The sequence below is a fragment of the Halosimplex carlsbadense 2-9-1 genome, assembly GCF_000337455.1.
In the GTDB taxonomy this organism is placed as follows: domain Archaea; phylum Halobacteriota; class Halobacteria; order Halobacteriales; family Haloarculaceae; genus Halosimplex; species Halosimplex carlsbadense.
The window spans coordinates 20520-43684 of sequence record NZ_AOIU01000049.1; the positions used below are offsets into that span (position 1 = coordinate 20520).

At 55.3% G+C, this 23165-nt stretch carries 18 protein-coding genes and 1 pseudogene; 9 read left to right on the top strand and 10 right to left on the bottom strand.

Annotated features, from left to right (window positions below; translation table 11 throughout):
- Nucleotides 1-377 precede the first annotated feature (377 nt).
- From C475_RS22680 to C475_RS21750, 4 genes are all read left to right on the top strand, one after another.
- A complete protein-coding gene (locus tag C475_RS22680) occupies nucleotides 378-1403 on the top strand; it encodes a lysylphosphatidylglycerol synthase transmembrane domain-containing protein (protein WP_006886077.1) in 1026 nt (341 codons plus the stop codon).
- Nucleotides 1404-1485: 82 nt separating this feature from the next.
- Nucleotides 1486-2409, top strand: a complete 924-nt coding sequence (locus C475_RS22685) for a CPBP family intramembrane glutamic endopeptidase (RefSeq protein WP_161625240.1) — start codon at nucleotides 1486-1488, stop codon at nucleotides 2407-2409.
- A 245-nt stretch (nucleotides 2410-2654) separates the two neighbouring features.
- Nucleotides 2655-3134: a cation:proton antiporter regulatory subunit gene (locus tag C475_RS21745; RefSeq protein WP_006886078.1), complete on the top strand. Its 480-nt coding sequence runs from the start codon at nucleotides 2655-2657 to the stop codon at nucleotides 3132-3134.
- 63 nt (nucleotides 3135-3197) lie between these two features.
- A complete protein-coding gene (locus C475_RS21750) occupies nucleotides 3198-4397 on the top strand; it encodes a cation:proton antiporter (RefSeq protein WP_006886079.1) in 1200 nt (399 codons plus the stop codon).
- Nucleotides 4398-4405: 8 nt separating this feature from the next.
- Here the strand turns inward: C475_RS21750 and C475_RS21755 are convergent, their stop codons facing one another.
- From C475_RS21755 to C475_RS21765, 4 genes and pseudogenes are all read right to left on the bottom strand, one after another.
- Complete coding sequence (locus C475_RS21755) at nucleotides 4406-4891, bottom strand: cation:proton antiporter regulatory subunit (RefSeq protein WP_006886080.1); 486 nt, start codon at nucleotides 4889-4891, stop codon at nucleotides 4406-4408.
- A pseudogene (locus C475_RS25470) lies at nucleotides 4878-5152 on the bottom strand (DUF7386 family protein). Before C475_RS25470 ends, C475_RS21755 begins: the two are co-directional and overlap by 14 nt.
- Nucleotides 5153-5171: 19 nt before the next feature.
- Nucleotides 5172-6269, bottom strand: coding sequence for a putative sulfate/molybdate transporter (locus tag C475_RS21760; RefSeq protein ID WP_006886081.1), 1098 nt, complete (start codon nucleotides 6267-6269; stop codon nucleotides 5172-5174).
- 69 nt (nucleotides 6270-6338) lie between these two features.
- Nucleotides 6339-6764 (bottom strand): arsenate-mycothiol transferase ArsC, encoded by a 426-nt coding sequence (locus tag C475_RS21765; protein WP_006886082.1) that lies wholly within the window; start codon nucleotides 6762-6764, stop codon nucleotides 6339-6341.
- A gap of 215 nt (nucleotides 6765-6979) precedes the next feature.
- Here C475_RS21765 and C475_RS23580 point away from each other — a divergent pair, with 215 nt between their 5' ends.
- From C475_RS23580 to C475_RS21770, 3 genes are all read left to right on the top strand, one after another.
- A complete protein-coding gene (locus C475_RS23580) occupies nucleotides 6980-7393 on the top strand; it encodes a hypothetical protein (RefSeq protein ID WP_152436583.1) in 414 nt (137 codons plus the stop codon).
- Nucleotides 7394-7529: 136 nt separating this feature from the next.
- The gene (locus C475_RS23585) at nucleotides 7530-8579 is read left to right on the top strand and encodes a hypothetical protein (protein WP_152436584.1); all 1050 of its coding nucleotides are present in this window, start codon (nucleotides 7530-7532) and stop codon (nucleotides 8577-8579) included.
- A 487-nt stretch (nucleotides 8580-9066) separates the two neighbouring features.
- Entirely contained in the window at nucleotides 9067-10365 is a 1299-nt protein-coding gene (locus C475_RS21770) for a DUF6610 family protein (protein ID WP_338034244.1), read from the top strand.
- A 16-nt stretch (nucleotides 10366-10381) separates the two neighbouring features.
- Here C475_RS21770 and C475_RS23590 read toward each other — a convergent pair whose 3' ends face one another.
- Nucleotides 10382-10825 (bottom strand): hypothetical protein, encoded by a 444-nt coding sequence (locus C475_RS23590; RefSeq protein WP_152436585.1) that lies wholly within the window; start codon nucleotides 10823-10825, stop codon nucleotides 10382-10384.
- 105 nt (nucleotides 10826-10930) lie between these two features.
- On the opposite strand from C475_RS23590, the gene C475_RS23595 reads away from it, so the two are divergent.
- Nucleotides 10931-11290 (top strand): hypothetical protein, encoded by a 360-nt coding sequence (locus C475_RS23595; protein WP_152436586.1) that lies wholly within the window; start codon nucleotides 10931-10933, stop codon nucleotides 11288-11290.
- Nucleotides 11290-11916 (top strand): hypothetical protein, encoded by a 627-nt coding sequence (locus tag C475_RS23600; RefSeq protein ID WP_152436587.1) that lies wholly within the window; start codon nucleotides 11290-11292, stop codon nucleotides 11914-11916. The genes C475_RS23595 and C475_RS23600 overlap by 1 nt, the downstream gene beginning before the upstream one ends.
- Nucleotides 11917-12547: 631 nt before the next feature.
- Here C475_RS23600 and C475_RS23605 read toward each other — a convergent pair.
- From C475_RS23605 to C475_RS21795, 5 genes are all read right to left on the bottom strand, one after another.
- Nucleotides 12548-12958: a hypothetical protein gene (locus C475_RS23605; protein WP_152436588.1), complete on the bottom strand. Its 411-nt coding sequence runs from the start codon at nucleotides 12956-12958 to the stop codon at nucleotides 12548-12550.
- Nucleotides 12955-13740 (bottom strand): ParA family protein, encoded by a 786-nt coding sequence (locus tag C475_RS21780; RefSeq protein ID WP_006886083.1) that lies wholly within the window; start codon nucleotides 13738-13740, stop codon nucleotides 12955-12957. The genes C475_RS23605 and C475_RS21780 overlap by 4 nt, the downstream gene beginning before the upstream one ends.
- A 492-nt stretch (nucleotides 13741-14232) precedes the next feature.
- Nucleotides 14233-15366, bottom strand: coding sequence for a tyrosine-type recombinase/integrase (locus C475_RS21785; protein WP_049931234.1), 1134 nt, complete (start codon nucleotides 15364-15366; stop codon nucleotides 14233-14235).
- Between the two features lie 259 nt (nucleotides 15367-15625).
- Nucleotides 15626-20227: an AAA domain-containing protein gene (locus tag C475_RS22695; protein WP_082223405.1), complete on the bottom strand. Its 4602-nt coding sequence runs from the start codon at nucleotides 20225-20227 to the stop codon at nucleotides 15626-15628.
- 369 nt (nucleotides 20228-20596) lie between these two features.
- Complete coding sequence (locus tag C475_RS21795; protein ID WP_006886087.1) at nucleotides 20597-23164, bottom strand: DEAD/DEAH box helicase; 2568 nt, start codon at nucleotides 23162-23164, stop codon at nucleotides 20597-20599.
- Nucleotide 23165 lies beyond the last annotated feature (1 nt).

Sequence of the window (23165 nt, forward strand, 5' to 3'; positions counted from 1 at the left end):
CCCGGAATCAGCTACCAAACCCTTCCGTTCACGGGCTTTTGGCCGTGTCCCTATATGACGGTGTTCTCGTCGAAGCAAAAAGACTATATCTCTCTTGAAGAAGGGGGGCGACATGCAAAAACTTCGAGAGATGGTTCGGAGATTGAGTGACATCTCCTTTCTTTCTAGTCCAGACTATGAATGTCCAAACTGCGAAACTACGGTTAAGTCACAACACGAAGAGTGTCCATCCTGTGGCCGACAGTTGCTCTAACTCCGAATATCTGTTATATGTTGATGAGACAGTCAGTTCTATGGTTTTGCAGGGAAGCGAAATACAAGTTCTGTTCTGGAAATAAACTCCTTCAAAATTGTGTTTGGATTGTAGGGACTGACTTATGAACCGGGATCAAGTACGCGCGACTGCACTCGGATTTCTCGGCGTGTTTGCCGTCCTTGGAATATTGGTATATCTTGTCGGCGCAGAGGGATTCATTCAGGAACTTGCTGATGCTAATCGCCGTATCGTTGCACTCATCGTCGTAGTTACACTCGGATGGCTCGCTGCGTGGGGAATTGGTCTTCGGACGGTCCTTGCAGTGATGGGTATCGAGATCTCATTCTTACGGTCGTTTTTCATCCTCAACGGGGCAATGTTCTCGAACAACGTCACCCCATTTGGGCAGGCGGGTGGTGAACCGGTGACCGCACTGCTCATCTCGAAAGTAACTGACTCTGAATACGAGCAAGGGCTGGCAGCTATCGCAAGCGTAGATACCCTCAACTTCATTCCCTCAGTGACGTTCGCACTGGTTGGTGCCGGGTATTTTGCCACCAAAACGTCGTTCGGGCGACGCCTGCAATTCCTCGTCGCTGGTATCATTATCCTTGCCATAGTAGCCTCCACCGTCGGATATCTTTCGTGGCGAAGACGAACTCGGGTACAGTCGTGGATCGTTCGAATTCTCACGCCGGGTCTCAAACGGTTAGGTGGGATTCTCCCGCGGATGCAATCCCCCACCCGGCAAGCGATTCGCTCTCGAGTAAGGCATTTTGTCGTCGCTATAGAGCGCGTGGCGGGGGATCGTCGGGGAATTATTGTTGCACTCGCTGCCTCGACAGCTGGCTGGATCCTCCAGATGGTAGCTCTCTGGCTAGCCTTTGTGGCGATCGGTTCTCCGATTCCGTTCTCCGTCCTGTTATTCGTAATCCCAGTAGGGGCTCTCGCTGCGGTCACACCGCTTCCAGGTGGCGCTGGTGGCATAGAGGCAGTACTCGTCGGCGTGCTCACTACCCTTCCTGAACTGGCGATTGGAGGAGGGACCGCCTTCGCCGCTGTCGCTATTTTTCGGGGAGCAGTCTATTGGGTTCCTGTGACTATTGGTGGCGTGGTGATGGGTGTCGTAGGCGTTGACGCTGTTTGATACACGTTCTTTGTTTCAAAGAAGTCTGCAACCATACCACGGATTAATACTCTACAGCCCAACCACCGGACAAGGATCCAGAGTGCACTCGTACCTCCGCGAATATCTCCGGCGTCTTCGCGTACTCGCATGGAACAAGCGAGAGCAGCGACTGCGGGCGTTTCTTCGGATATATATCTTCTTGATAGCCTACACCATTATCTTCATCTCGATTCCGGTCCTCGTGGCGCCATCTGGCGACACCCTCTTTCGGTCTGCTTTGCTTCGCACGATACTCACTGTCTGTGTGATTGGGCTCCTATTTGGGGCAGCAACCTACGTCGACAAACGTCCCATTCGCTCCTTTGGACTCGAAATTAACAGGCGGTGGGGAGTTGACGCACTTGTTGGTCTCATAATTGGGAGCGCAATCCCGACAGTAGCAACTGTACTCGGACTCCTTGGTGGCTGGATAACGGTTGGTGAAATAGTTTACACTCCAACAGCCACTTATCTTCGAGATCTCGGGTTTGCTATCGTTATTACAGTGGGCATCGCGGTCGTTGAAGAACTCGTCTTTCGGGGGTACATACTCTCAAACGCTATCGAAGGACTTGATTTTCGATGGCTGTCCCAGCCCGTGACGATCGCCACTGCATTGGGTTTGTCCGCGCTTCTATTCGCACTCACACATCCAGCACCTGAGCTCGCCAATGGTCTCCATTTCCTGAGTGCCGGGCTCTTTCTGGGCCTCGCGTATCTTCTTTCGGGACAGCTCGCCCTCCCAATCGGCATCCACGCTGGGTTCAATTTTGTTTCTGCGTACGTCTTTCCGACCGCAGCTGATCCATCATTCGCCGTTATTTCCCTCTCTACCACTGGACCTGACTGGCTTATATCTCAGACCGGACTCATACAGGCAGGACTCCAAATCCCGGCCGCCCTCGCGATAGTATGCTATCTGTGGTGGCGGACTGGCTCTTATAGTATTAGTGCAGACATCACGTCTAGACTCAAGACCAGATAGATGATCATCAAGCGGATCCATTCATAGGCTGATGTCATCGACCTCCGAAAGACGCGTATCAGTGCCGGGGACGGCAACTTGATCGTCCTTCCAAACCGGGATGCCGAAAAACATGGACAAACCAGTCCGTACCTCAGCGTCCAGACAAGTCGAGCCAGACAACTGATTAGTGGTAGGTAATCATATTACCAACTTCGTGATTAGAGCTACCGAACTGTAATTACGCTGCTCGGTCCATTACGACTATGAAGGTTTTCGAGACACAGTTACCCGGCGTCGGACGTCGATATCAGGTCTCGTTTCCCGACGGAGGGACGTTCACCATCGTCGTTCACAACGACGGCTCACGGAAAGTGTTCTGGCGAGACGATCCGGATGGCGACAGCGAGGAACTATTCACAGCAGGCGAGCGTGACGCACAGAAACTCGCAGAGATTTTCGAGGGAGTCTTCTTCGAGCCCGTCGCTGATGACCTCGACGACGCACTCTCCGGGGCTCGTGTCAAATGGGTGGCTATCCCGGATGACTCACCCGTTGTCGGACAGACTATCGGCGACGTGGGCATCCGAACGCGGACGGGGATCTCAATTCTCGCCATCGAACGCGCTGACCAAATCATAGCCAACCCGACGCCAGAAACGCAATTATTGGCGGATGACGTCATAGTCGTCGTCGGTGAAGACGACGCACATCAGGAACTCGATACCCTGCTCTCTCGATCCTGAAGGTCTACTGGAAATGACTCTCCCATCGGAACAATAATCCACTCAGAGAGAGGTGTCGTATCTGTGGCCCCGACGAGTCTCATACTCTCGGCTGGAATCTTTCTCACCATCCTTGCTATCGGGGGACTGATCGCCGTTCGAATCGGCCAGTCAGTCATTCCGGCGTACATTATCGTTGGGATTCTTATCGGCCCGTTCGCTCCCTCGCCCGGCGGGGTCTCTTTCACGGTAGTCGAATCGACGGAATTCATCCGTTTGTTGGCCGATCTTGGTGTGATCTTTCTGCTGTTTTTCGTGGGCCTGGAATTGAGTTTGACGTCGCTGATTCAGAAGCGGTCGCAGTTCCTTCGTGCCGGTGCGATCGACGTCAGTGTCAGTTTCCCCCTCGGTATCTTGGTCGGACTGCTCTTCGGGTTCCCCCTCCTCGAATCGCTGTTCATCGGTCTTATCACGTTCAACTCCTCGACGGTCATCATCGCCAAATCGCTTCTTGATCTGGAATGGATCGTCAATCCGGAGAGCGAAGCGATCCTCGGCGTGATCGTCATCGAAGACATTCTCACTGCCGCCGTCTTTGCGATCCTCTCAGCAGTCCTCATCGGTGCCGCTGACATCGCCTCACTTGGTCGGACACTCGGACAGGCAGCAGTCGTCCTCGTCGTCCTGACGCTGTTCGCCTACTACGGTGGGGAGTGGCTTGACCGCGCGTTCGATATTCAGTCGAGCGAACTGTTTCTCCTCGGCGTCCTTGGCGTCACGGCGCTTGTCGCCGGATTGGGCTTTGCTGCTGGCGTCAGTGACGCAATCGTTGCGTTCCTGGTTGGCTTGGCGTTCGGGCAAACCTCGCACGTCAAGCGTATCGAATCGCTGCTCGCACCGAGTCGTGACTTCTTTGCGGCCGTCTTCTTTTTCGTTATCGGCCTCCAGACCGATCCCCGACTAGTCCTCTCTGTCGCAGGGTTCGTTCTCGTTGCGGTCGCAGTCACGGTAGCTGGACAGATCGTGAGTGGATATTTCGCCGGTCGGAGTTTCGGCCTCACGGTCCAACAGGCGTCGAAAATGTCGAGTGCGCTCGTCCCACGTGGGGAGTTTTCACTGGTGATCGCAGCGTTTCTCGTTACTGCCGGAACCAGCGAAGCGCTCCGTGAGACGATCCCGGCATTCACCGTCGGATACGTCCTGCTCACGAGTATTCTCGGAACAATCCTCATGCGAAACGCCCACCTCATCGAGCGCATCGCACGTCTGTATCACACCGACTGACGACGCGGTCAGGAATCGCCTGAAACCAGGTCAGTCAATGTGGCGTGTTCCTCACGTGTCCCGATGGCGACGAGGATATCTTCCTCGCTGAGTTCGAAATCAGCAGCCGGATTCGGGGTCGTTTCGGTTCCTCGCTGGATAGCGATTATCGTCGTGCCAGTCCGGCGTTTTATTTCGCTCTCTTGGAGCGTCGTCCCGGCGAGAGGGGAGTCTGCAGGTATCTCGATCCATTCGATGATAGCGTCGCCGAGCGGAACGGTTAACTCGTCTACGTTTACTGACTCGAAGTACGCCCCCTCAAGAATCGACCCGAGTTTGTTCGCCTCTTCGCCGGTGAGGTTGAGGAGTTTCTCGCCGTTCGCGTCTCGGCTGGCGCGTTTGTAGAGTTCACACCGACCGTCGTGATGGATAACGACCGACGCGAGACTGTCATCAGCTAGTTCGAGGTCAAACTTGCGTCCGACTCCGGGGAGGTCCGTCTCATAGACGCTCATATTTGCTGTCCGTCGCCGAACCGAATAATACTGTGGCCTCTACGCCTTGATGGGTGCGAAAATTAATTTGCTGACGCCATTTCGATTCAATTGAGCTCCGGTAGCGTATGCCGATCACGCCTGTGTTCAGGCAATCTCTCACGTCTGAGTCGAGTACTTATTTCGAATCTTTCTCAAGTTTTCGCGGGATTCAATACGGTGAGTCAGTGCCGCGTCGCTCACGCCGCTACGAGGAGGTTCACTTCTCGGGTTTGAGGCAATGCTCTCTTACGCCTGTCCTTTATCCCGTCATCGGCGACCAGCGGCTGGCAGCCAGCGAGATGCTGACACCGACGACGAACGCGACTGCGAGGTTGACGACGAGACCGATAACGCCAATACCAACGACCAAGAGAATCCCGTCGGTCTGGTTGATGCTCGTCCATCCGAGCTGAACGGCGATCAGCATCAGGATGACCCCGAGCATTGCTGTCGGGTAGACGGCAACCAGCCCGACAGCTAGCAGCGCGACCCCAACATAGCCGACTCCGAGAATGATGTTTGCTGTTGCCGTCCGTGCGCCGAAGGCGTATTTCCCGGCGATACCACCGCTCCCGTGACACATCGGCAACGCGCCGAAGGGGATTGCCACGAGATTCATCACCCCCATACTCGTCGAGAGTTCGTCGGGGGAGATATCACGGTCGAAGTAATCGTTAAGCAGGACCGACGCCACTAGCGCCGCATTGCCGACTGTCATCGCCAGCTGCCCGATTGCTCCTTCGACTGCCCCGAGCGTGAGCGTGAGTGAATGTATTTGCTGAAGGCCCTTGATCGGCGGAAGCGCAGGTGATGGGAGTCCCGTCTGGAAGATAGCGATCCCTCCCCCAAGGGCGAGAACGACAAGCGCACTAAGGTTCCAGTAACCAGCTGCGATCAATAGCACGGCCACACCGCCAGCGAGAGCTGCTAATTGAGGGTCGGCAAGCCCGAGACGAACCCCGGTCTCCAGCAATACGAGGGCGACCCCGAACTGAATACCCCTGACCACGGAATCGTGGATGTACTGTCCGAACCGGTCGAGGGTGTGGGTTTGCCCGATGACAAGCAGGACGGCGCTCACCAGCAGGCCTCCGAGGAGGAGTTCACCGGTCGTGATCGACCCCGCGATGACCAGAGCGGCCAGCGCCTTCATCGGCTCGATGGAGATGGGAACGCCGTAGTACAGTCCCCACACGACCTGGAAGACACCGAACCAGATGAGCATGACTGCCAGCGAAAGGTCGGTCAAGACTGCGACGGCGACCACGATCGGCAGGACTGTCACCGAATCGCCAATCGCGCCCGTCACCTCGTTCCAGGCAAAGTCGAGGTCGGTACGATCGCGTGAGGGGAACACACTCCGCACACGCGCTCGTAGTCAAGCGGTACGGAAGTAGATTAGCAACTCGGTCGTTTCGGGTCGTTCCTACACTTGGTCGCGCTGTTGAAGGTCGTCGAAGAACTGCTTGACGCGACGGTCGAGTTCGTCCCGCTGGTCACGGGTATCGGACGACGATAACTCCCACGTGGTGCTGTCACCGCTCCAGTCATCAGGGCGGAACTGTTCGACTGAGCAACCCATTGTTACGACGTGGTCTACGTCCTCGATATCCTCGGGGGTGATCGCACGGGGCGTACGGTCACTGATGTCGATACCGATCTCCTGCATCGCTTCGATGACTTCCTCGTGGACGCTGTCAGCCGGGTCAACGCCACCGGTGATGATCTCGATGTCCAGTCCCAGCTTGTCACGCTTCCGTTCGGCGAAGGCAGTTGCCATCTGACTCCGACCGGCGTTGCCAACACAGACGAATGCGAGTTTTGTCATCGTGTCGAACAAGGAGAGGAACATACAAGAGCATTCACTTTACTCAGTTCGCAGACGTACTGAGCAGGTGATTCATCCTCGAAAACCCTGAAAATCAACAACCTTGTGAACTGTTCTATGATACCCTGCTGGGCTGTGTATACGCGCTCTCTATCGCTTTGTATCCCCCGAGACGATGCGGGAGAGATCTGCTCACCTCCCGTCTGTCGCTGTTCCCCAAAACGACGGCTTCGAAGTCCATGCTATCAGAAGAAGACAAACAGTCAGAAGTCAGTAGTACCGCCCATTCGTTCTCAGTGCATCACCAAGCAGTCTTTTCCGACTCCGGGACTGCCCACGATGATGGGGACGAACGTACCTCAATCGACGAGACCGGCTTCCTCGAACTCGATGATACCCCTTTCGAGACAACGCTGTTCGATCACGGAGTGGACATCGATACCAGGGCCCCGACTCCTCGTATCGAAACAGGCGGGAGTGACGAGTTCGTCGACGATCGTCCTGCCTCTGCTGTTCGCGAACGATTAGGAGGAGATCGTCAGGACTCTCAAGATCTCTCTCAGCAGGGGATGCTCTTCGCCAGTACGGATGCTGACCAGCGAACGCTCGACGGTGAGCAAGCGAGTGATCGTTTCCTGTTCGACCATCGGTGACAGCTGGATCGAACCGACGAGCAGGAGCACTAATCACAATCTATCGACTGGTTAGGCCAATTCGGAAACTATTCTGCGTTCTCTCCCTCGAAGTCACTTAAATAGGATGGTGGTCAACCCAGTGCGAGTCTCTTCAATGACTACCGACGACGAACGCAGATATAATCCATTCTACGATCCCGACGATTGCGACGCCGGGATCTTTCCCGACCACAACGGGACCTCAAACGACGAGGTCGACGAGGTCCATCCACTGGATGATGGGTTTGGAGACTTCTATGATCCCCCGTCGCCAGAAGATAGCCAGCGCCACAACGTAGGGTGTACCACTTGTGGAGTCACTCTCTCGAGTGACCGAGCTGAATGTGCTGTTTGTTCGACTTCAGATCGTCCAGATCCCACTGGGCCGAACGATCAGGCATCTGGAAACGACGTAGGAAGTCTCGATTCGCTCGTCGATCGATTGATCTTCGCAATAGTACCTGCCTCTTCTCGGTTCGAAGCAATCGTCCGTGGAACCCGAGGTTTACACCGGCGCGATACGAGTGGTAGCTTTCCGAGCGACTTTGAGGGTGAAACATTCGAGCTTGTTCACAACCTCAGCCGCCGAGAGCTCATACCGTACGCTCGTAGGTGGGGAGCTCTCCCAGATGCAGTACCAGTTGCCGCCAAGACGGGCCTCCAGCTGTTCACGCAGGCCAGAGAGCGGACATCATGGACCGATGGAGCGGAGGCCTCCGTCGACGGTCCGGCTGAGCGGGCGTATCTCTTCAGTGAAGAGGGGACTGCAATTCACGACCGAACTCAACTAGTCCCTCTCCTGGCTGAATATCTTGCTCCGAGCGATGAAGCGGATTGCTCAGTTACAGATATGGGGCGTGGAGAAGAGGAACTCTGGCTGGTTCCCGCAGTCGGTTTCAAAGCAGTTCGCAAAACCTCTCAGACCTCCCTCGACGTTTCGAAAGATGAGCGCGAGCGTCTCTATTGCGACGTGTGTACGAAACCACTGATTCACGAATATTGCGCTGATCACCGGCTTACTCCAGACACTGTCGACGGAAACCACCCCGAAGGAAACCCCACTGATCTCTATTCTGAGGCCGATGCTGTCACCTTCTTCATCTGGTCTTGTCGTAGATGTCGGACGGACAGATACGGGCCGGATCCCTACGAAGCGACGGAATGAACCGTCCGGCCCAGTAGTCTGGGCTTCTCCGCTGACCTCGCTTGATTTGTTGCTCCTCGAGAAGGCGGAGGAGAAGAGAAATGCTCCGCTTCACGTCTGTAACCGAACGAACCATCGACCTCATGGCGCTGCCTCTGCTCCACTGTACCAGCACAGTAGCAGATATAACGTCATCGAGTGGCATTGCCGCCCCTTGCTCAGGAGGTGACTCTTGGTGAAGGCGGAGACCCAGTCTGCTCAGTTACTCGTCTGTGGGACCTGTAGCGGTGAACGGTTCTCTTGGATAGTCCATCAGGTACAATACGGGACGGTCCATCGCTTGCCGGATAGCGAGCCGTTTGAAGAAGGCTGTAAGATGGGAGAAATCGTTGGTGACGACATTCAGAAGAACGGGCTATTCTGTGTTGCCTGTGAGGAATTCCGGTCCTATGACGATCTAGTGTTGGCGGACCGGACTCCGGAAAATCTTGGACAGACGGAACAGTAGGTGGCAGAACGGTTCTCCCCTCACCAGAGTAGAGTTCTAACACTGCGAGCCTGTGCGCCGCAGCTGACCATCGTCGACCCTTCCAACACTATGGCGAGTTCTGAGACAGAGGCATTTGAACCGTACGTCCAAAGTGATCTCTTCGCTTTCGGTGAGCGCCCGGAGGGTCTATCTTCTCCAGAAAGCCGGGATAGACAACATCACTGGGACTTGGCTCAGAAGGGTGGAGATCTCGAAAGGTCGGATACTGTCTCCTCATCTATCGAGAGTGCTCGACAAGCGAACTACGTTGCCTTCCTCTCGCGCCATCCGTTTGCAACTGAAGCACACGATCTGGGGTTCACGACTGGTGTACGAGAAGACTGTCGGCTTCAAACGGACGGCTTGCCGAACGTCAGCGTTCCCCTCTCTATGCTCGACAATGATTTTAAGCGACCTGACCTTGGGCGGTATCTTTCTTGTTTCCGGTCGCTGGAGCCAGATATCGGTGTGATCGGGGATGCAGAAACCGGCCGGGATGCAGAACGGTATGTCGATGCTGCACTGGACCTCAAGGTGGATTATCCATCGGCGACGCTCATCATCGTCCCGAAGTGTCTCGAGGCGATCGAGGTCATCGCGACCGCTGAGGTTCCAGGGACGCCACTCGTCTTGGGGTACTCGATGGGGTATTCAGATATACTGGCTGAGGACTTCTCCGATTACGCCGACTGGCGCGGTCAGCGCGTTCATCTCCTCGGGGCTAGTCCGACCAAACAGTGGGAGGTCATTCAGCAGCTCACCCAACCGACCCTCGTAGGCGACCCGTCCGCAGATATTGTCGGCCTCGACTGGAACGGCGCTCATAAGATAGCGTATCTCGGCGAGTATTGGTCGCGGGACGGGTGGAAACCTGCAGACCATCTCTCAGTTCGTAGTACTGTTCGCCGGAGCCTTCGAGAGATACGGGCTTTCTGGAAAGAGCGCGGTGTCTGGCCTCCTACTGGATCTACGCCTATCGGTCGGCACGGGCCTGCGGTTCGCGTGCCCGACGACCCCGTCTTCGCAGTGAACGGAGCGGATATCAATGACCCAGACCCGATTCTTGGACCATCGGAGTGGGAAGAGCGCGTCGATTACGAGAACGATGAAAGCACACCTCTTGAACACGCTACCGTTGTTTCATACGAGGACGGCCGAACATTCGCATATCGCTCAAAGTCCGAGCGGGACTATGTGGAGTATCAAGAGGGTCTGTGGGGAACGGAGATTACTGAACCATCTCTTCAGTCTGTCTGTAGTGAGGAGACTATAGAATGAGTCTACTATACGAGTTCTACGCTTTCCCCGCGTATACTGAGACGGGAGTCCCCTTGCTGTTTCTCATCTTCAGGTAGCGATAAGGTCCATGGGGGCAACCATCACACCCCGGCCCGCAGGGGATTTTTCTAATCTCGACGGTCCCATACCTCCGCAATTCTTCGTCGCTGAGCTCTTTCATATCCTCTTTCGATAACTGCTCGACCTCTTCTTGTGCTTCGCGCCGTTCTTCTGGAGACTGGTCTTTCTGTGGTTTCTTCTCGACAGTTGTTCCTTCTGAGTCGTCTCCACCTTCGGCGACCGGTCTTGTCTTGTACTCGATCAGCTCTTCACAGTAGGCGATGATCTGGTCTAACGCCCCGACGTTCTGCGCTTGGAGCGGCTCAACGACCCAGTTTGCGAGATCTTCCGGGGGCTCAGGTGGCATGTCACCCGTAGAGTCCGAGTCATCAGTGGTCATTGTTCTTCCTACGCTACGGTATGAACGTAGTCATCATAGTAGTAGCGTAGGAGATGGCTGATTCCCGCCGGTTTGTCTCCCCCGAGAACGGCGAGGGTTCTACACATGAATACCGATACAGCAGCCTCACACCCGATTGAGACACTTTCGGGGATGGAGATGGAGGCTGCCGTAGCCGACGTCCGTCGCGTACAGCATCTGAGCGCAATCGTCCTTGAGTCCCTAGGTCCAGACCCAGATCGTGAGACACTGGTGCGCGAGGTGCTGGTCGAACTCTACGAAGCTCATCCAGCCGTTCGGTTGGAGGACAGCCTCGAGCTCGTCCATCTCATAGAGTGCCCCGCCGGTTGCTCAACGAACACCGCGATTCGCACAGTCATCGAGGAGGCGTGTGAATATCTCGTCGAATGGGGGCGTCTCGGTCACCATCAATTCGCGAGGCAGGCATCTCTTTCTGACAGCTAATGGCATACGATCAATCGGTCTTGGAGGATCTACCGCCCGAAAAACTCCTCGCCGCAACGTCACTCTGCGTAATCACGCCAGCAATCCAGATGCTGAGCCAGGTGGAAACCCTCGAACGCTATCTAGAGTACGAGCGCGACCATCGGGATCGACCAGCAGTCGTCCGTGAACTTTCAAACCGGATCTCCGATTTACAGACGGCAAACGGAAAGAGTGGCGCTGACGATGAAGAATGCTCAGGTACTGATTCGAGAGACGTGGAACGTTTACCCGGGGGATCTCCTCGGGCTGACCAATCACGCGATCGTTTAGATTCTGCGTGGCTCAAGAACGACTCTAGGAGACGAGAAGAGCGTGCACAGTCACAGGAAATGGACGTCGCGCTGTACAAGCAAGGAGGTATCTACGAAGTACGCTCCGAGTCTGGCGGCGTTTACATGGTGGATGTCCTTGAGAAAGAATGTTCCTGCCCAGATTCGGTCGATGTCGGCGGCTGTAAGCATTATCGGAGGGTTCGTACAGATATCCTCGCCGGGCTCGTACCCCGACCAGATGGAAAGCTTCCCGAGACGATGAGCGGCAAACGGAAAAACGAATTATCTGGTGGAGGTATCCAGGCTATCTGAACTGCTCAGGCAGCAACTGTTAAACTACAGGTCCTCAATGCCTTACTCTCTCGCCAATATGGACGACTTCGTCTCGGCAAGGCGCAGCTGGATTTCGAGTTCTTAGTTGCTCTACTCTAGGAACTGAACATGGAACATAACTCTTCTGAGAAGTCGTAGACTGAGGGAGGGCCTTCGCTATTCGTGTCGGTATAGTGAACATGGATACACCGCTTTCCGGGGCACCCACATGGCGTGCTTGCACTCCTCCAAAAGTGCGTACACGTAACCCCCTCCAATGGCTTTGAAGTGACAGCTGTCACTATCGCATGTGAGTGCCCTTACCGGGCCGTGTAGCCAGTTCGGGTATTCCATAAGATTATGACTCACTTAGCCTTTGGCCTCCCATTCTCACTCCATAATTGGATACTCGTTTTCAGATGGATTATTTCCACCCATCTATCACTAAATGTCAAAACACAGTCAAGGTCGTTGCGGGAAATACACCCTGAAGATCAGCCCATCATTTACCAGCGTTCAATATTCATGGCCGTTGTGACAAGTCTCGCAATCCGAATGCGATGGCTCTTCTAATGTCTCGAACTCATACTCCAATACTGCGGCCTGTCCGACAACAATTAGAACTTCGACGTTACCCGTCGCGCTGGTCTAGGACGATTTCTTCGAGATCGTCGTTCTCGAGCCCTGCTTTGAGAAGACCTTCGTAGAAGTGCTTGTGTTTCTCAAGGGGCTCCTCGCCATCTATCATCAGCTGGCCGTTGATCTTGTTGAATCGCTCCTCAACTCTGTCAACGAGTTTTTCGCTGACATAGAGGGCTGTATGTGGTCGATTTCGACGGGTGTCCTCATTCGATCCCTCGGAATCACCGGTCTTGTCAGCTTGTTCCGATTGGCTCGCCTCTGCAGGATTATCCGTATTATCCGACTTGTCCGTATTATCTGGCTCATCCACTTGTTCTTCTGGCGACTCCTCCTCAGAATCTGGGTCGTCCGGATCCGGCGGGTCGAACCGGTCCATCATCGGGTTGTCTTCGCCGCTCATAGGAACTCCTCCAGGTAGTTCGCAATGCGATTGTAGGACGCCATGACGTCTTTCTGAGCGTCTTCGTCCCACGGGTAGCCCGCTTCATCGGGATCATATTGGAAGATGGATGTTCGGAATTCGATCGCGTGCTCGACAACGTCTCTCTCGGGGACTTTGAACACGTAGTCCTCACCGAAAGTTTCGAAGAACCAGTCTTCTACCTCGCGTGCGACGTTCCCTTGGGACGGCACTTCGTTCAATACGGCGCCCATCGTTTTTATGTCGTACTGGTCGAATTTCGTCTCGATCGTCTCGATCTCGTCAAAGAGGATCTCAAGACTGTCCCTTGCAATCGTGTTCGGGTGACTGGGGAAGAGGACATTCTCGCTTGCTATGAGCGCACCATCTGATAGCGGCCCCAGGTTAGGTGGGCTATCGATTAAGATGAGATCGTATTCTGTATCCAGCCGGTCTACTGCCTTCCTTAGGGCCTCGTGGCCCCCCGCTTCGGAGTAGAGGTACTTCTCGAGGTTGAAGTTCTTCAGGTGGGATGGAATGATGTCGAATTCATCGGTTTCTACGATGAGTTGATCCAGGTCATCGTACGTGAGCTGGCCCATATCACTGAGTATGTCGAAGAGGGCATGCTCTGAACTACGATATTCGTCCCTCAAGCCCATCTTAAGCGTCGCGCCCCCCTGCGGGTCGGCATCGACGACGAGCACGTCGTGACCTCGATCGCTCAGCGCACCGGCGATATTGATCGTCGTCGTCGATTTTCCGACGCCGCCCTTCTGCATCGCGATTGTCACTCGAAATGTCATGGATTATCCGGCTCAGATGGATTATCCGGGTTATCCATCTTACCTTCACTATCCATCTGGTACGTCTTTGCCAATAAAGCCTTGTCAGACGAAGGGACTCGACTTGTCTGGATAATATGGATAATATGGATAATTTGGATACTCTGTATTATATTGATTATACATGCTGTGTGGATAATTAGAATAATACGAGTAATTTATATTGGATGGATAAGCCTCTAGAAGACGCATAACCCATGTTCTCCGAATACTCTGGATTGCCTGGGGAAGATTGGCGTGGTGGATTGTCCGGATAATACGGATTACGTGGAAGTTATGGACAATGCAAATTATGCGGATTATGTGGACAACCTGGATTATCCGTACAATCTGGATTATGTCTCTGGTACGGATTGTGCTGGAATATATCCGGTACTGTATCTACAAGTGGAGCAGGCCGAGTGTCGCGGGGCTTGACCCCGAGGCAGTTCACTCGTCTAGTAATTGCTCTAGACGTTTGCGGCGCTCAATGACGTTCTGTTCGCGGTAGGACTCGTGTGTGGTCTCGATGGACTCGTGTCGAAGCGTTTCCTGTGCCAGCTCGGCGTCCTGGGCGTAGAGATCACTGCCGAAACCTCTGCGCCCTCCGTGCGGCTTCAAATACTCGCCGTCGATATGGAGCTCAGCAGCCTCACAGAGCCGCTTCATCATGGAACGGGCGCCGTTCTTCGAAAGCGCCGGTGGCGCGATCTCGTGCTCTCGGAGGAGTTCCATAGATGTAGCCTCGTCCAAGACAGACTCGATGTCATCTGTATCCCAGCCACGCTGTTTAAGCCCGGTTTCGACGGCGTCCGCGAGTGAAGGGTGGTGGCGAGTCGGAAACACCGGCCAGTCCACGGTCGGGGGGTTGAGAACAGTTCGGTACCGCTTCAGGCTATCGACAACTTGGTCGGTCAGGGGAATGGGCTGCTGTTCGCGGGTCTTCCCGAAGACCTCGGCGACGCCACGGTTGAGGTCGACATCGCTCCACTGGAGTCCGTCACGGTGTTCGTCGCGCGGGTCGTTGAACAGTTCGGCGCCGCGAGCGCCGGTGAGGGCGAGCATCGTCACGATCGCTCTGTCCCGAAAGGCTCGCTCTCGTACGTCGGCTGATTCGTCGAGTGCGGCGTGTGCCCGTTCGTTCACGAAATCAAGCAGTGCTTCGCGGGCCTCGGCGGACCAGAACTGGCGGTCGTGATCGCCGTGGGGTTCAGGGAGTTCCTGTTTCACTCGGTTTGGACGGGCTGGGTTGGAATCGAGGCGTTCGTCGTCGACGCACCAGCCCAAGAAGGCCCGGACGATGGTGAAGTACGGGCCGTTCGCGTGCGCGGAAGCCGCCGAGAGGTCGTCATCGTCGTCGTGGACGCGCTCGCGGAGCCACTGGGCGTATCGGCGACAGTCAAGGATGTCCAGCCCTTCGAGGGTCGTCACGCCGCGGTGGTTCTCCAGGAACTCAGCGAAGGTACTCAGGACGAGTCTGTTGTTCGTGCGGTAGTTCCCGGAGTCGAGGCTGGCGAGTCGCGCGTCGATCGCGACCTCGATGCCGGTCTCGGCTCCTGAACCCCCGGTCTCGGCGGTCGTCATCGGTTCGGATGCGGAGACGGCGGCCATCCACTAATACTTACTGTGTCTTTGTGTTCTAAGACAAAGTACAGTGGTGATGCCACTATTCGGAAGAAATCGCCATTTTGAGGCCTTGAGAACCTCAAATCGCCACTTATAAACTGTATATTGCTATACGGATTCTTTGGCCTGGGAGCTCGACGGATTCGGGATTTTGCTTCCCGATAGTCTGATTACACCGGACTAGGAGGGAATCATGATTGGGCGGGGTCTTCCATCCTCATTGAGCGTTTTCATACGTGTAGACACAGATTTGCGGATCTTCATCGATAGACGACGGTAGCTCTGTACTGAGAATTTCACTGAGCGTCCCGTCCCATATTGGATTTTGACCACGGTTTGTAGGGGCTTCACCACTACCTATCCCGATCTCTTTCCAGATGAGCGTTTCATCGTAGAGGTCGGGATCTGCTGGAATATAGCCCAAGAGCGTTTCTGGGGCGATGATTACTAGCTTATCGCGATGGCGGGTAAGTGATACGTTGACCCGGTTCTGACTTAGCAAGAAGTCGCTCTCTTTAGAGATATACTGAGGATCAGAAACGGTCGCACTCACGATCATTAGGTCTTGCTCGCCTCCCTGGAAGCGATTTACTGTCTCTACCGCGATCTCGCTCTTGTCCTCGTTGGTGGGTTTCGCATCTTCGAGTAGGGCTGTCACCCTACTCCGTTGTGCATTGTGTGGTGTGACGACTCCTGCAGACGTGGTATGATTGCGCCCCTCGAGGATCCTCGTCGCTAGTGCTGCTTCGATTGGGTTCCACTGCTGGAAATGCTCATCACTGTGGTACGTAACCAGTGTCACAGACGCATCTCCCAGGATAGCATCCACTGGTCTCGGTAAGTCGACATCAGAGACTTCCACGGGTGCCGATTCCCGTCCCGATTCGTAGTCAATGCCGTCCGCTTTGTACACGGTCTGTCGAGCCAGGTCCGCCGTTGTCGACCCAAATCGGTAGGTTCTGGACAATCGGAAGAAAGGAATGCCGGTGGTCTCGGTGGACGCCCGATGTTCGTGCTCCCACTCACTCTGCCGCTCCTCATCCAAGACGTCGTCTTCCCCGCGTAGAAGACGAAGATAATCGAGAGCAGACAGATAGGGAACGGTCGCACGGATGTCCCGTCGGGACTCATCATCCCAGTCGTGCTTCTGTACAGGCGGGAGTTGCCGGTGGTCGCCCCCGACCAATACTTGCCCTCCCGGCGCGAGTGCGCTTCCTGCTAGAAGGAAATTAGGGAGCGTGAGCATCGAGGCTTCGTCGGCGGCAAGCACATCCCAGTACTCTTGATCAGCAGTTTCCTCGTCTTCAGAGTCAGGACATAACTTGCTCACTAGACGCCATGCACGCCCCGGTGTAGCGAATACGAGCGTTTGTACGGACTCGTCGGCGTCACTATCGTCGTTTGCGACAGCACCGAAGTTACTCAGTCTTGACTGTCCACCCGAGCCTGTTTCGCTTGAAGCACTGCCGCCGGAGGTCACCCACTCTCGAAGTTGTTCCAATTTCTCTGCATCATCCGAATCGTTGTAGTCGATGTAAGTGACGTTTTCTGGCGCATTTTCTGGCTCATCGTTGGCGATGCGGACGAGATGAGCATTCTCGAGCGACGCTTTGAGCTGCGAGGTATCCTTCCCAGTCGCCTGTTCCGCGTCGGCCATCGTCTCCGCTACGTCCTCGAGGAGCTCGTCTATCGCGGTATTCGAGGGGGCAGTCACGAGCCCGGCGAAGTGAGCGTCATTGGCAGCTGCGGCATACATCCGCGCGCACAATCCCGGTGCGAACGCGCCGGCAGTCTTCCCCGTTCCAGGAGGCCCCTGGAGACCGACGATTTGTGCAGTGCCCTCCGTAATGAATGCTCGCTGCTCATCACTCGGGAGTGAGTCAGGACCAAACGACTCAGAGAGCCAGTCCGCGAACGTATCCAACCCATTATCGCTGATACCGCTGGCTTTGGGCGAAAGCTCGTTTCCAAACCGAACAGCTTCTAGCACCTCATGAAGTTCGTTTGTGTCCGCATGATCTAATGCAGCTTTGGCTCGTCCAGCTGTGATATCGTCCGTTTGCGGGTCAAGAATGACCTGTTCACCATTAGCGAAGTAGGTCTGATTACTGTCTGACGTGTCGTATTTTTCTTCAGTAGTCCATTTATCGTGTGTCCGTCCGAAATCGTCGCCCTCGCCGTAGAAGTTGTGTGCATCGAAGGAGATGGCTCTACTATCCAGATCTAAGGTTTCCAGCGTTACCTGAACGCCCGATTCAATTTCGTATGGCTGTGTCGTCTCGGTATCCAATCGACCGAAGTCGTAGGGATTCGCCACCATCCAAGACCCGCTCGAAGACCCCTCACTCCCCTTTTGACGACACGCGCGTCGGATTTCTTCTTCGTTCCTGAGAAACGGCAGATCAAATCGAACTACTCCTTCGACGTGAAGCGTGCGACTGTTCTTCTCTTCGACTTTGTTGATCGAAACGGGGATCGATTTTCCGGACAACATCCGCTGAGTCGGAAGCTTTCGATAGTGGTCATACTCTTCCTTTCGTTGGGCTGTATGTTCTATCCAAAGATACCGGTGACAAGCTGCTGCGAGTGATGGTGGTGAGTAGGCATCGACGGCCAATCGTCCCATCGGATACGGATCCTTGTTGAGTACCGCGTCACGACTGTTTAGAGAACGCTCAACGTGTTCCAAGGCATCGCAGAAGTGTCGGCCAAGGGCTCGAATATCTTCGGAGTCAATTTCCCGGTCCTTGGTTCGAATATCGTGGTATCGGTATCGAGCCAATTCACGCCCAGCGATGTCGTATTTCGATTTTACTTCTTCAACCCACTCATCATCGATACGCCCGACAGCAGACCAGAGGTATCCAAGTGGGATCTCTGCTCCATAGCGGACTCTCGTAGGGATCCCGTGAATGAAGTCTCGTTCTGTCGGGTCAATCTTAACCCCCGGATCAGACCGCTTCTCGCCCGTGACGCTATAATCGAACAGACGGTAACTGAAGACCGACCGCAGGTGGATCGACTCGGCTTCGTCCGTACTATCGGGGGTGTATGACCATTCCTCGCTATCTCTCGATTTGCGAAATACGTCATCCGAAACAGGAGAGAGGTGGTCGTACGCTGGGAGCAGTCCCGGAGAAGGAGCGGGGATAGCGGTGTGCGTATCTACTGAAGGACGTAGTCGAGACACCATCGGGCTATCGTGTCCAGGTGATCCTTCGAGCATGGACTGGAACGAATTAATGACCGGGGTCGTATGTCGGTCAAAAGCGTCTTCTAAAGCGGTCCGCTCCATTCCCGTATAGAGATAGAAGTGGAGAGGGGGATCTGACTGATCAATCCCAGAAAATTCGATTCCCTCGCTTATTGCCCGAATGGCGTCATAGAGGCGCGTTATGAACGTCTCAAGCAATTCTTTTTCAGCAGCCTGTGATTGAGAGGCACCGTCGGGCGCACCCTGTGAAACGACGGAAATACGCTGTGCCTCCGCTTCACTCGCCGTAGCAGATACGCGAGCGCTCAACTGAAGTAACCGATCTCGGAGATGGTCTACCTGGATGTTCAGATACACCCGGACCATGGAACCGTGAAGCCAGTCGTGAGCTATATTCGTGTCTTCGGGGGGTTCATCTTCTGGGAGTGGGCATCGTCCCGTACTGGGAATCCACGGGACGAATCGACCGATGATCTCTCCCCCATCTGGGTCCAAGTAATCGGCCATTGCCTTCGCTCGGTAGAGGAGCGTGGGGAACTCCTCTCCAATTCCTGGGGTAGCCTTCAACTCACGGTACTCTTCTCTTTCAAAAGTGGGACTTCTGTACTCCGTTGGATACCAGTCTTCGGGATCAGGCGGCCTGGCGATATCTGCAAGGTCGTCGACCGTCTCGATTCCGTGCTCCTCAAGCGTTGCTTGCTGGGCCGGCGATAGTCCCAAGAGCCTCAGGTGGCCGTCCTCGTAAGCATCTGTGAGACAGCTCTCGTTGTACGCACAATTGGCACATTTATCATTGAGCTGGTACGGAACATCCTCAAACGGTTTGTCGGCGAGTTTGTCAAGCTCTCCGTCCGGCGCTAGCAGTCGACGAACATCGATGATTCTAGGTTCTACGTCGAAACGGGGGACGTTCTCTGGAGAAGGCGGCGTGTATGAATCTGCCCGAGTGATGATCCCTCCTTCGCAAGTAATGGCATCCTCATTTAGTCTCTGAGACTCGTCGATGAGCCTCCTCAACAAGTCAACGTAGGTCGCGGCCTGAATTTGGTGGTAGGACTTCTCCTCCTGCGCACTCTTGACGTCGAGTACGCGTGCTTTTGCGCCATCCGGAGTCGACCAGACAAGAATGAGGTCCGCGTCACCGGCGACATGCCAGTCGCCGATATTATCCACGAAGCTAGCCTGATAAAGTACAGTTGGCTCGTCCGGGGCTGCCGGTTCCTCGCATGCCGTTCTCAGGACTTCTATGATCGCATCGTCATCTGGTGCGAAGTTTTCAGCGTCTCTCGCGAGGTCGACGAGCGCGTCCTCTGAGGAGAGGATTTCGTCACAAACACGTTCTTCAAACTCTTCCCCAGCCTTCGTCAGGAGGATATTGAGCGGCTGAAAAGATTCCTGAAAGTCGTCGCCATCGTGGTAACGGGAAGACTCAATCTCCTGTACGGAGTGTTTAAAATAGCGCGGACACTGCTCGAATCCGATGTACTCCCCGATTCGAGCGGGGGTAATCACGCGCTGTTGACCCTCACTCTCGGGAAGCCGAATGTTGTCCCATTCCTCGTCTTGTCGTGGTGGCGTAGAGTCGTCTGGATCGTAGCTAGACATGGTTACCTCCCTCGGTGTGAAGCTGAAACCACAGTTCGGTCATGTGACCCGCGTGAGAACCTTCCGCCTCTTTTTTCTGGATTCGGACGTCTAGCCCACTCCAGGACGGCTCCAGTGGCATCTGACAACCAGAGTCGAGGCCGAAACTATCGTATTGAGGGAGTGCAGCGTGGCTGTCGGGTCGTTCATTTACTTCTGACATTCCTGACTTGGTCCCGTTCAACCTGCGAGTTGCACGAGGGAGAGCGGCTGCTCGTATTGACTGCTGGTTCCTCGATCGCGAGACAGCACCGTTTGCTGACCAAAGCGTCCGGAGCATGGGTCTGGCAAGCCGGCATCGGCGTATTTTGGGCCACAGAGGGATGCTGATCATGAGATTGAGGCTGGGGGCCGCTGTTCATCGATGGGCGTCACTTCACTCTCTGTGTCCGGCAGATTCTCAGCGAGATCCTCCTCGTCCTGATCACCGAGGAGATGTTCAAGTACGTCTGCGGCTGCAGGAGAATACAACGGACGATTATCGTTCCCACACCGGTCGTCCATCGTACAGGCGGGGCACCCTTCATCGCGACCGCAGGAGCAGTCGACGATGAGGTCGTGGGCGCGTTGGGCAACGTCTTCGAAGTGTTCGTAAATCGACCGCGAGAACCCGAGACCCCCCTCGATACCGTCGTAGATGAACCATCCGCTCTTTTCAGGATTCTCTGGGAGACGATTCGTTGCAAGACCTCCAATGTCACCCCCATCGACCTTTAGCTCGAGCGGCGAAACGGCAATCATGGCGTGCTCGACGGCGTGAATCCCACCGAGATATCCGTGAAGCCGCGGTGGGAGGTTGATGCACTCCGGGTTGTGATACTCCGAGTGCTTGTTGAGCATCGCTTGTTCGATGTCGTTAGGGGTCTCAGCCCAACACAGCTGGGTTCGCATCTCTAACGGCGGGACATCAGTTTCATTACCCAGTTCGAGCACGTCCCCACTCCCGATCTCTCGTTTGAGGTACGTGCTGTAGTGGACCGATACCGTTCCATACCCCCAGTTGAGTGTGAACGGCCCGACCTCACGAGAATCTTCGACGACGGTGTCGTAAATGTTGACTTGGCCTTGGGACTGGGTGTAGTAGTTCACATTCGCTTTTTCGAGCGAGATATACGGCTGAGGGATGTCTTCTCGGAGTTCGACGACCTGGTACTGCTCACCCTGGTGTAGAACAGTTGCACCCTCGTGGTAGTCTCTATAGGCCCGGTCACGGCCTATCGCCTGATGATCTATCGAGCCGTCCCCAGCAAGCCGGACGTCAAAGGCGTTTCCACCGGAGGAATACAAGCTAATCTCGTCCTGTGGGCGGTCGCGATGGGCGTACATCACACCGCTATCGAGCGACCCCTCGAGGTCGCCGTTCCGTCGGCCGTACTCGACGGCACGCTCTAGTCGTTCCTCACCTCCGAAATCCTCTGCGTCATCGCGCGTCAGCGGCAGTTCCTGCGCAGCGCACTCGAGTTGCTGCAGGTACACTGGATTGTTGTCGAGGTCGACGACAGCGCTCTCGTGGTCCTCTTCGAGGACGTACTCGGGGTGCTGGAGGATGTACTGATCGAGCGTGGAGTGGCTTGGGACGAATACAGAGAGCGCATCCCGGGTTCCCCTGCCTGACCGACCGATCCGCTGCCAGAACGATTGTCGCGACCCTGGATACCCCATGAGGACGGTCCCGTCGACGCCGCCGATGTTGATCCCGACTTCTAAGGCACTCGTCGTCGAGACGCCGTCGAGCTGGCCTTCCTTGAGCTGGTGCTCCGTCCCCCGACGCGATTGCTTGCCATGTCCAGCGTGGTAGGCCGCGAGATCTGGTCTCCCCTGATACCGGTTCTCTGGATCGCCGATGAACCGCTTCGCGCGGTTGACGGATAACTCGGTGAGCTTTCGCGAGTCACAGAACAAGAGCGACTGAACGTTCTTCTGGCACATGTGAGCCCACACCTCCGGAGCCTCAACCGTTGCCGGACGTTTCGACAGTGCCGGAGAGTCGATCTCGTCGGTAAGACCGTCGTCACCACTCATGGGGGGATCCCAGAAGACGAGATGACGAATGCCTCTCGGCGAACTGTCTTCGTCGACGACGGCCGCGGGTTCTCCGGTGAGTGCGAGGGCATGTTCCGAGGGATTGCCGATAGTCGCTGTTGTGAGAACGTACTGTGGATCTCCGCCGTAGTAATCGATGATCCGTTGTGCACGTCGGAGTATCCAGGCGACGTGCATCCCACCGAGACCAGTCCACATGTGCGCTTCATCGATAGCGACCAGTGAGCAGTTCGAGTGGAAGTCTGCCCACAGGTGGTGACTCTCCAGATATTGATTCAGCCCCACGAAGTTCGTGATTACGACGTTGCACTCATCTCGGATGCGAGACTTCTCTTCGCTCTTCGTGTCGCCGTCGTAGACACCGACACTGATATCCAGGCCAAGGGTGTCACGAAAGAACTCGTTGAGTTCCTGTTCTTGGTCACGGCTGAGCGCCTTCGTCGGATAGACGATCAGCGACCGTGTTTCCTGATCCTCGAGGTATTGACGCGCGATGTGGAGGCCGTATACGAGCGTCTTCCCGGAGGACGTACTGGTTGCTACACAGACGTTCTCACCGCGTTCGAGCACTTCGAGGGCGTCTGCTTGGTGACTCCACGGATCAAACTCCAGGCTCCGAGCGATCTCCGGAGGAAGAACGTCTTCTGCTGGAACGGTCTGCTCTTCCCGAGCGGGAATCTCGAATATCTCGTGGGCCTGCCCAAAGTAGCGGTTATTTGGGTAGGTACTCTCGAGTTCCTCGCCGGTCAGCTGGAGGATATCTGTCTCGATGTCGATTTCATCGTTGCTCGTATTGCCCTCCGTGTTGGTCGTAAGGTCTGTCTGGCCGTAGTCGGTGTCGTGGTCGTCGTGCATT

Coding starts and splice junctions, on each gene's coding strand:
- C475_RS22680 (WP_006886077.1), top strand. CDS start 378: ATGAACCGGGATCAAGTACGCGCGACTGCACTCGGATTTCTCGGCGTG.
- C475_RS21745 (WP_006886078.1), top strand. CDS start 2,655: ATGAAGGTTTTCGAGACACAGTTACCCGGCGTCGGACGTCGATATCAG.
- C475_RS21755 (WP_006886080.1), bottom strand. CDS start 4,891: ATGAGCGTCTATGAGACGGACCTCCCCGGAGTCGGACGCAAGTTTGAC.
- C475_RS21765 (WP_006886082.1), bottom strand. CDS start 6,764: ATGTTCCTCTCCTTGTTCGACACGATGACAAAACTCGCATTCGTCTGT.
- C475_RS23580 (WP_152436583.1), top strand. CDS start 6,980: ATGCTATCAGAAGAAGACAAACAGTCAGAAGTCAGTAGTACCGCCCAT.
- C475_RS23585 (WP_152436584.1), top strand. CDS start 7,530: ATGACTACCGACGACGAACGCAGATATAATCCATTCTACGATCCCGAC.
- C475_RS23590 (WP_152436585.1), bottom strand. CDS start 10,825: ATGACCACTGATGACTCGGACTCTACGGGTGACATGCCACCTGAGCCC.
- C475_RS23595 (WP_152436586.1), top strand. CDS start 10,931: ATGAATACCGATACAGCAGCCTCACACCCGATTGAGACACTTTCGGGG.
- C475_RS23600 (WP_152436587.1), top strand. CDS start 11,290: ATGGCATACGATCAATCGGTCTTGGAGGATCTACCGCCCGAAAAACTC.
- C475_RS23605 (WP_152436588.1), bottom strand. CDS start 12,958: ATGAGCGGCGAAGACAACCCGATGATGGACCGGTTCGACCCGCCGGAT.
- C475_RS21780 (WP_006886083.1), bottom strand. CDS start 13,740: ATGCAGAAGGGCGGCGTCGGAAAATCGACGACGACGATCAATATCGCC.
- C475_RS21785 (WP_049931234.1), bottom strand. CDS start 15,366: ATGACGACCGCCGAGACCGGGGGTTCAGGAGCCGAGACCGGCATCGAG.
- C475_RS22695 (WP_082223405.1), bottom strand. CDS start 20,227: ATGTCTAGCTACGATCCAGACGACTCTACGCCACCACGACAAGACGAG.
- C475_RS21795 (WP_006886087.1), bottom strand. CDS start 23,164: ATGCACGACGACCACGACACCGACTACGGCCAGACAGACCTTACGACC.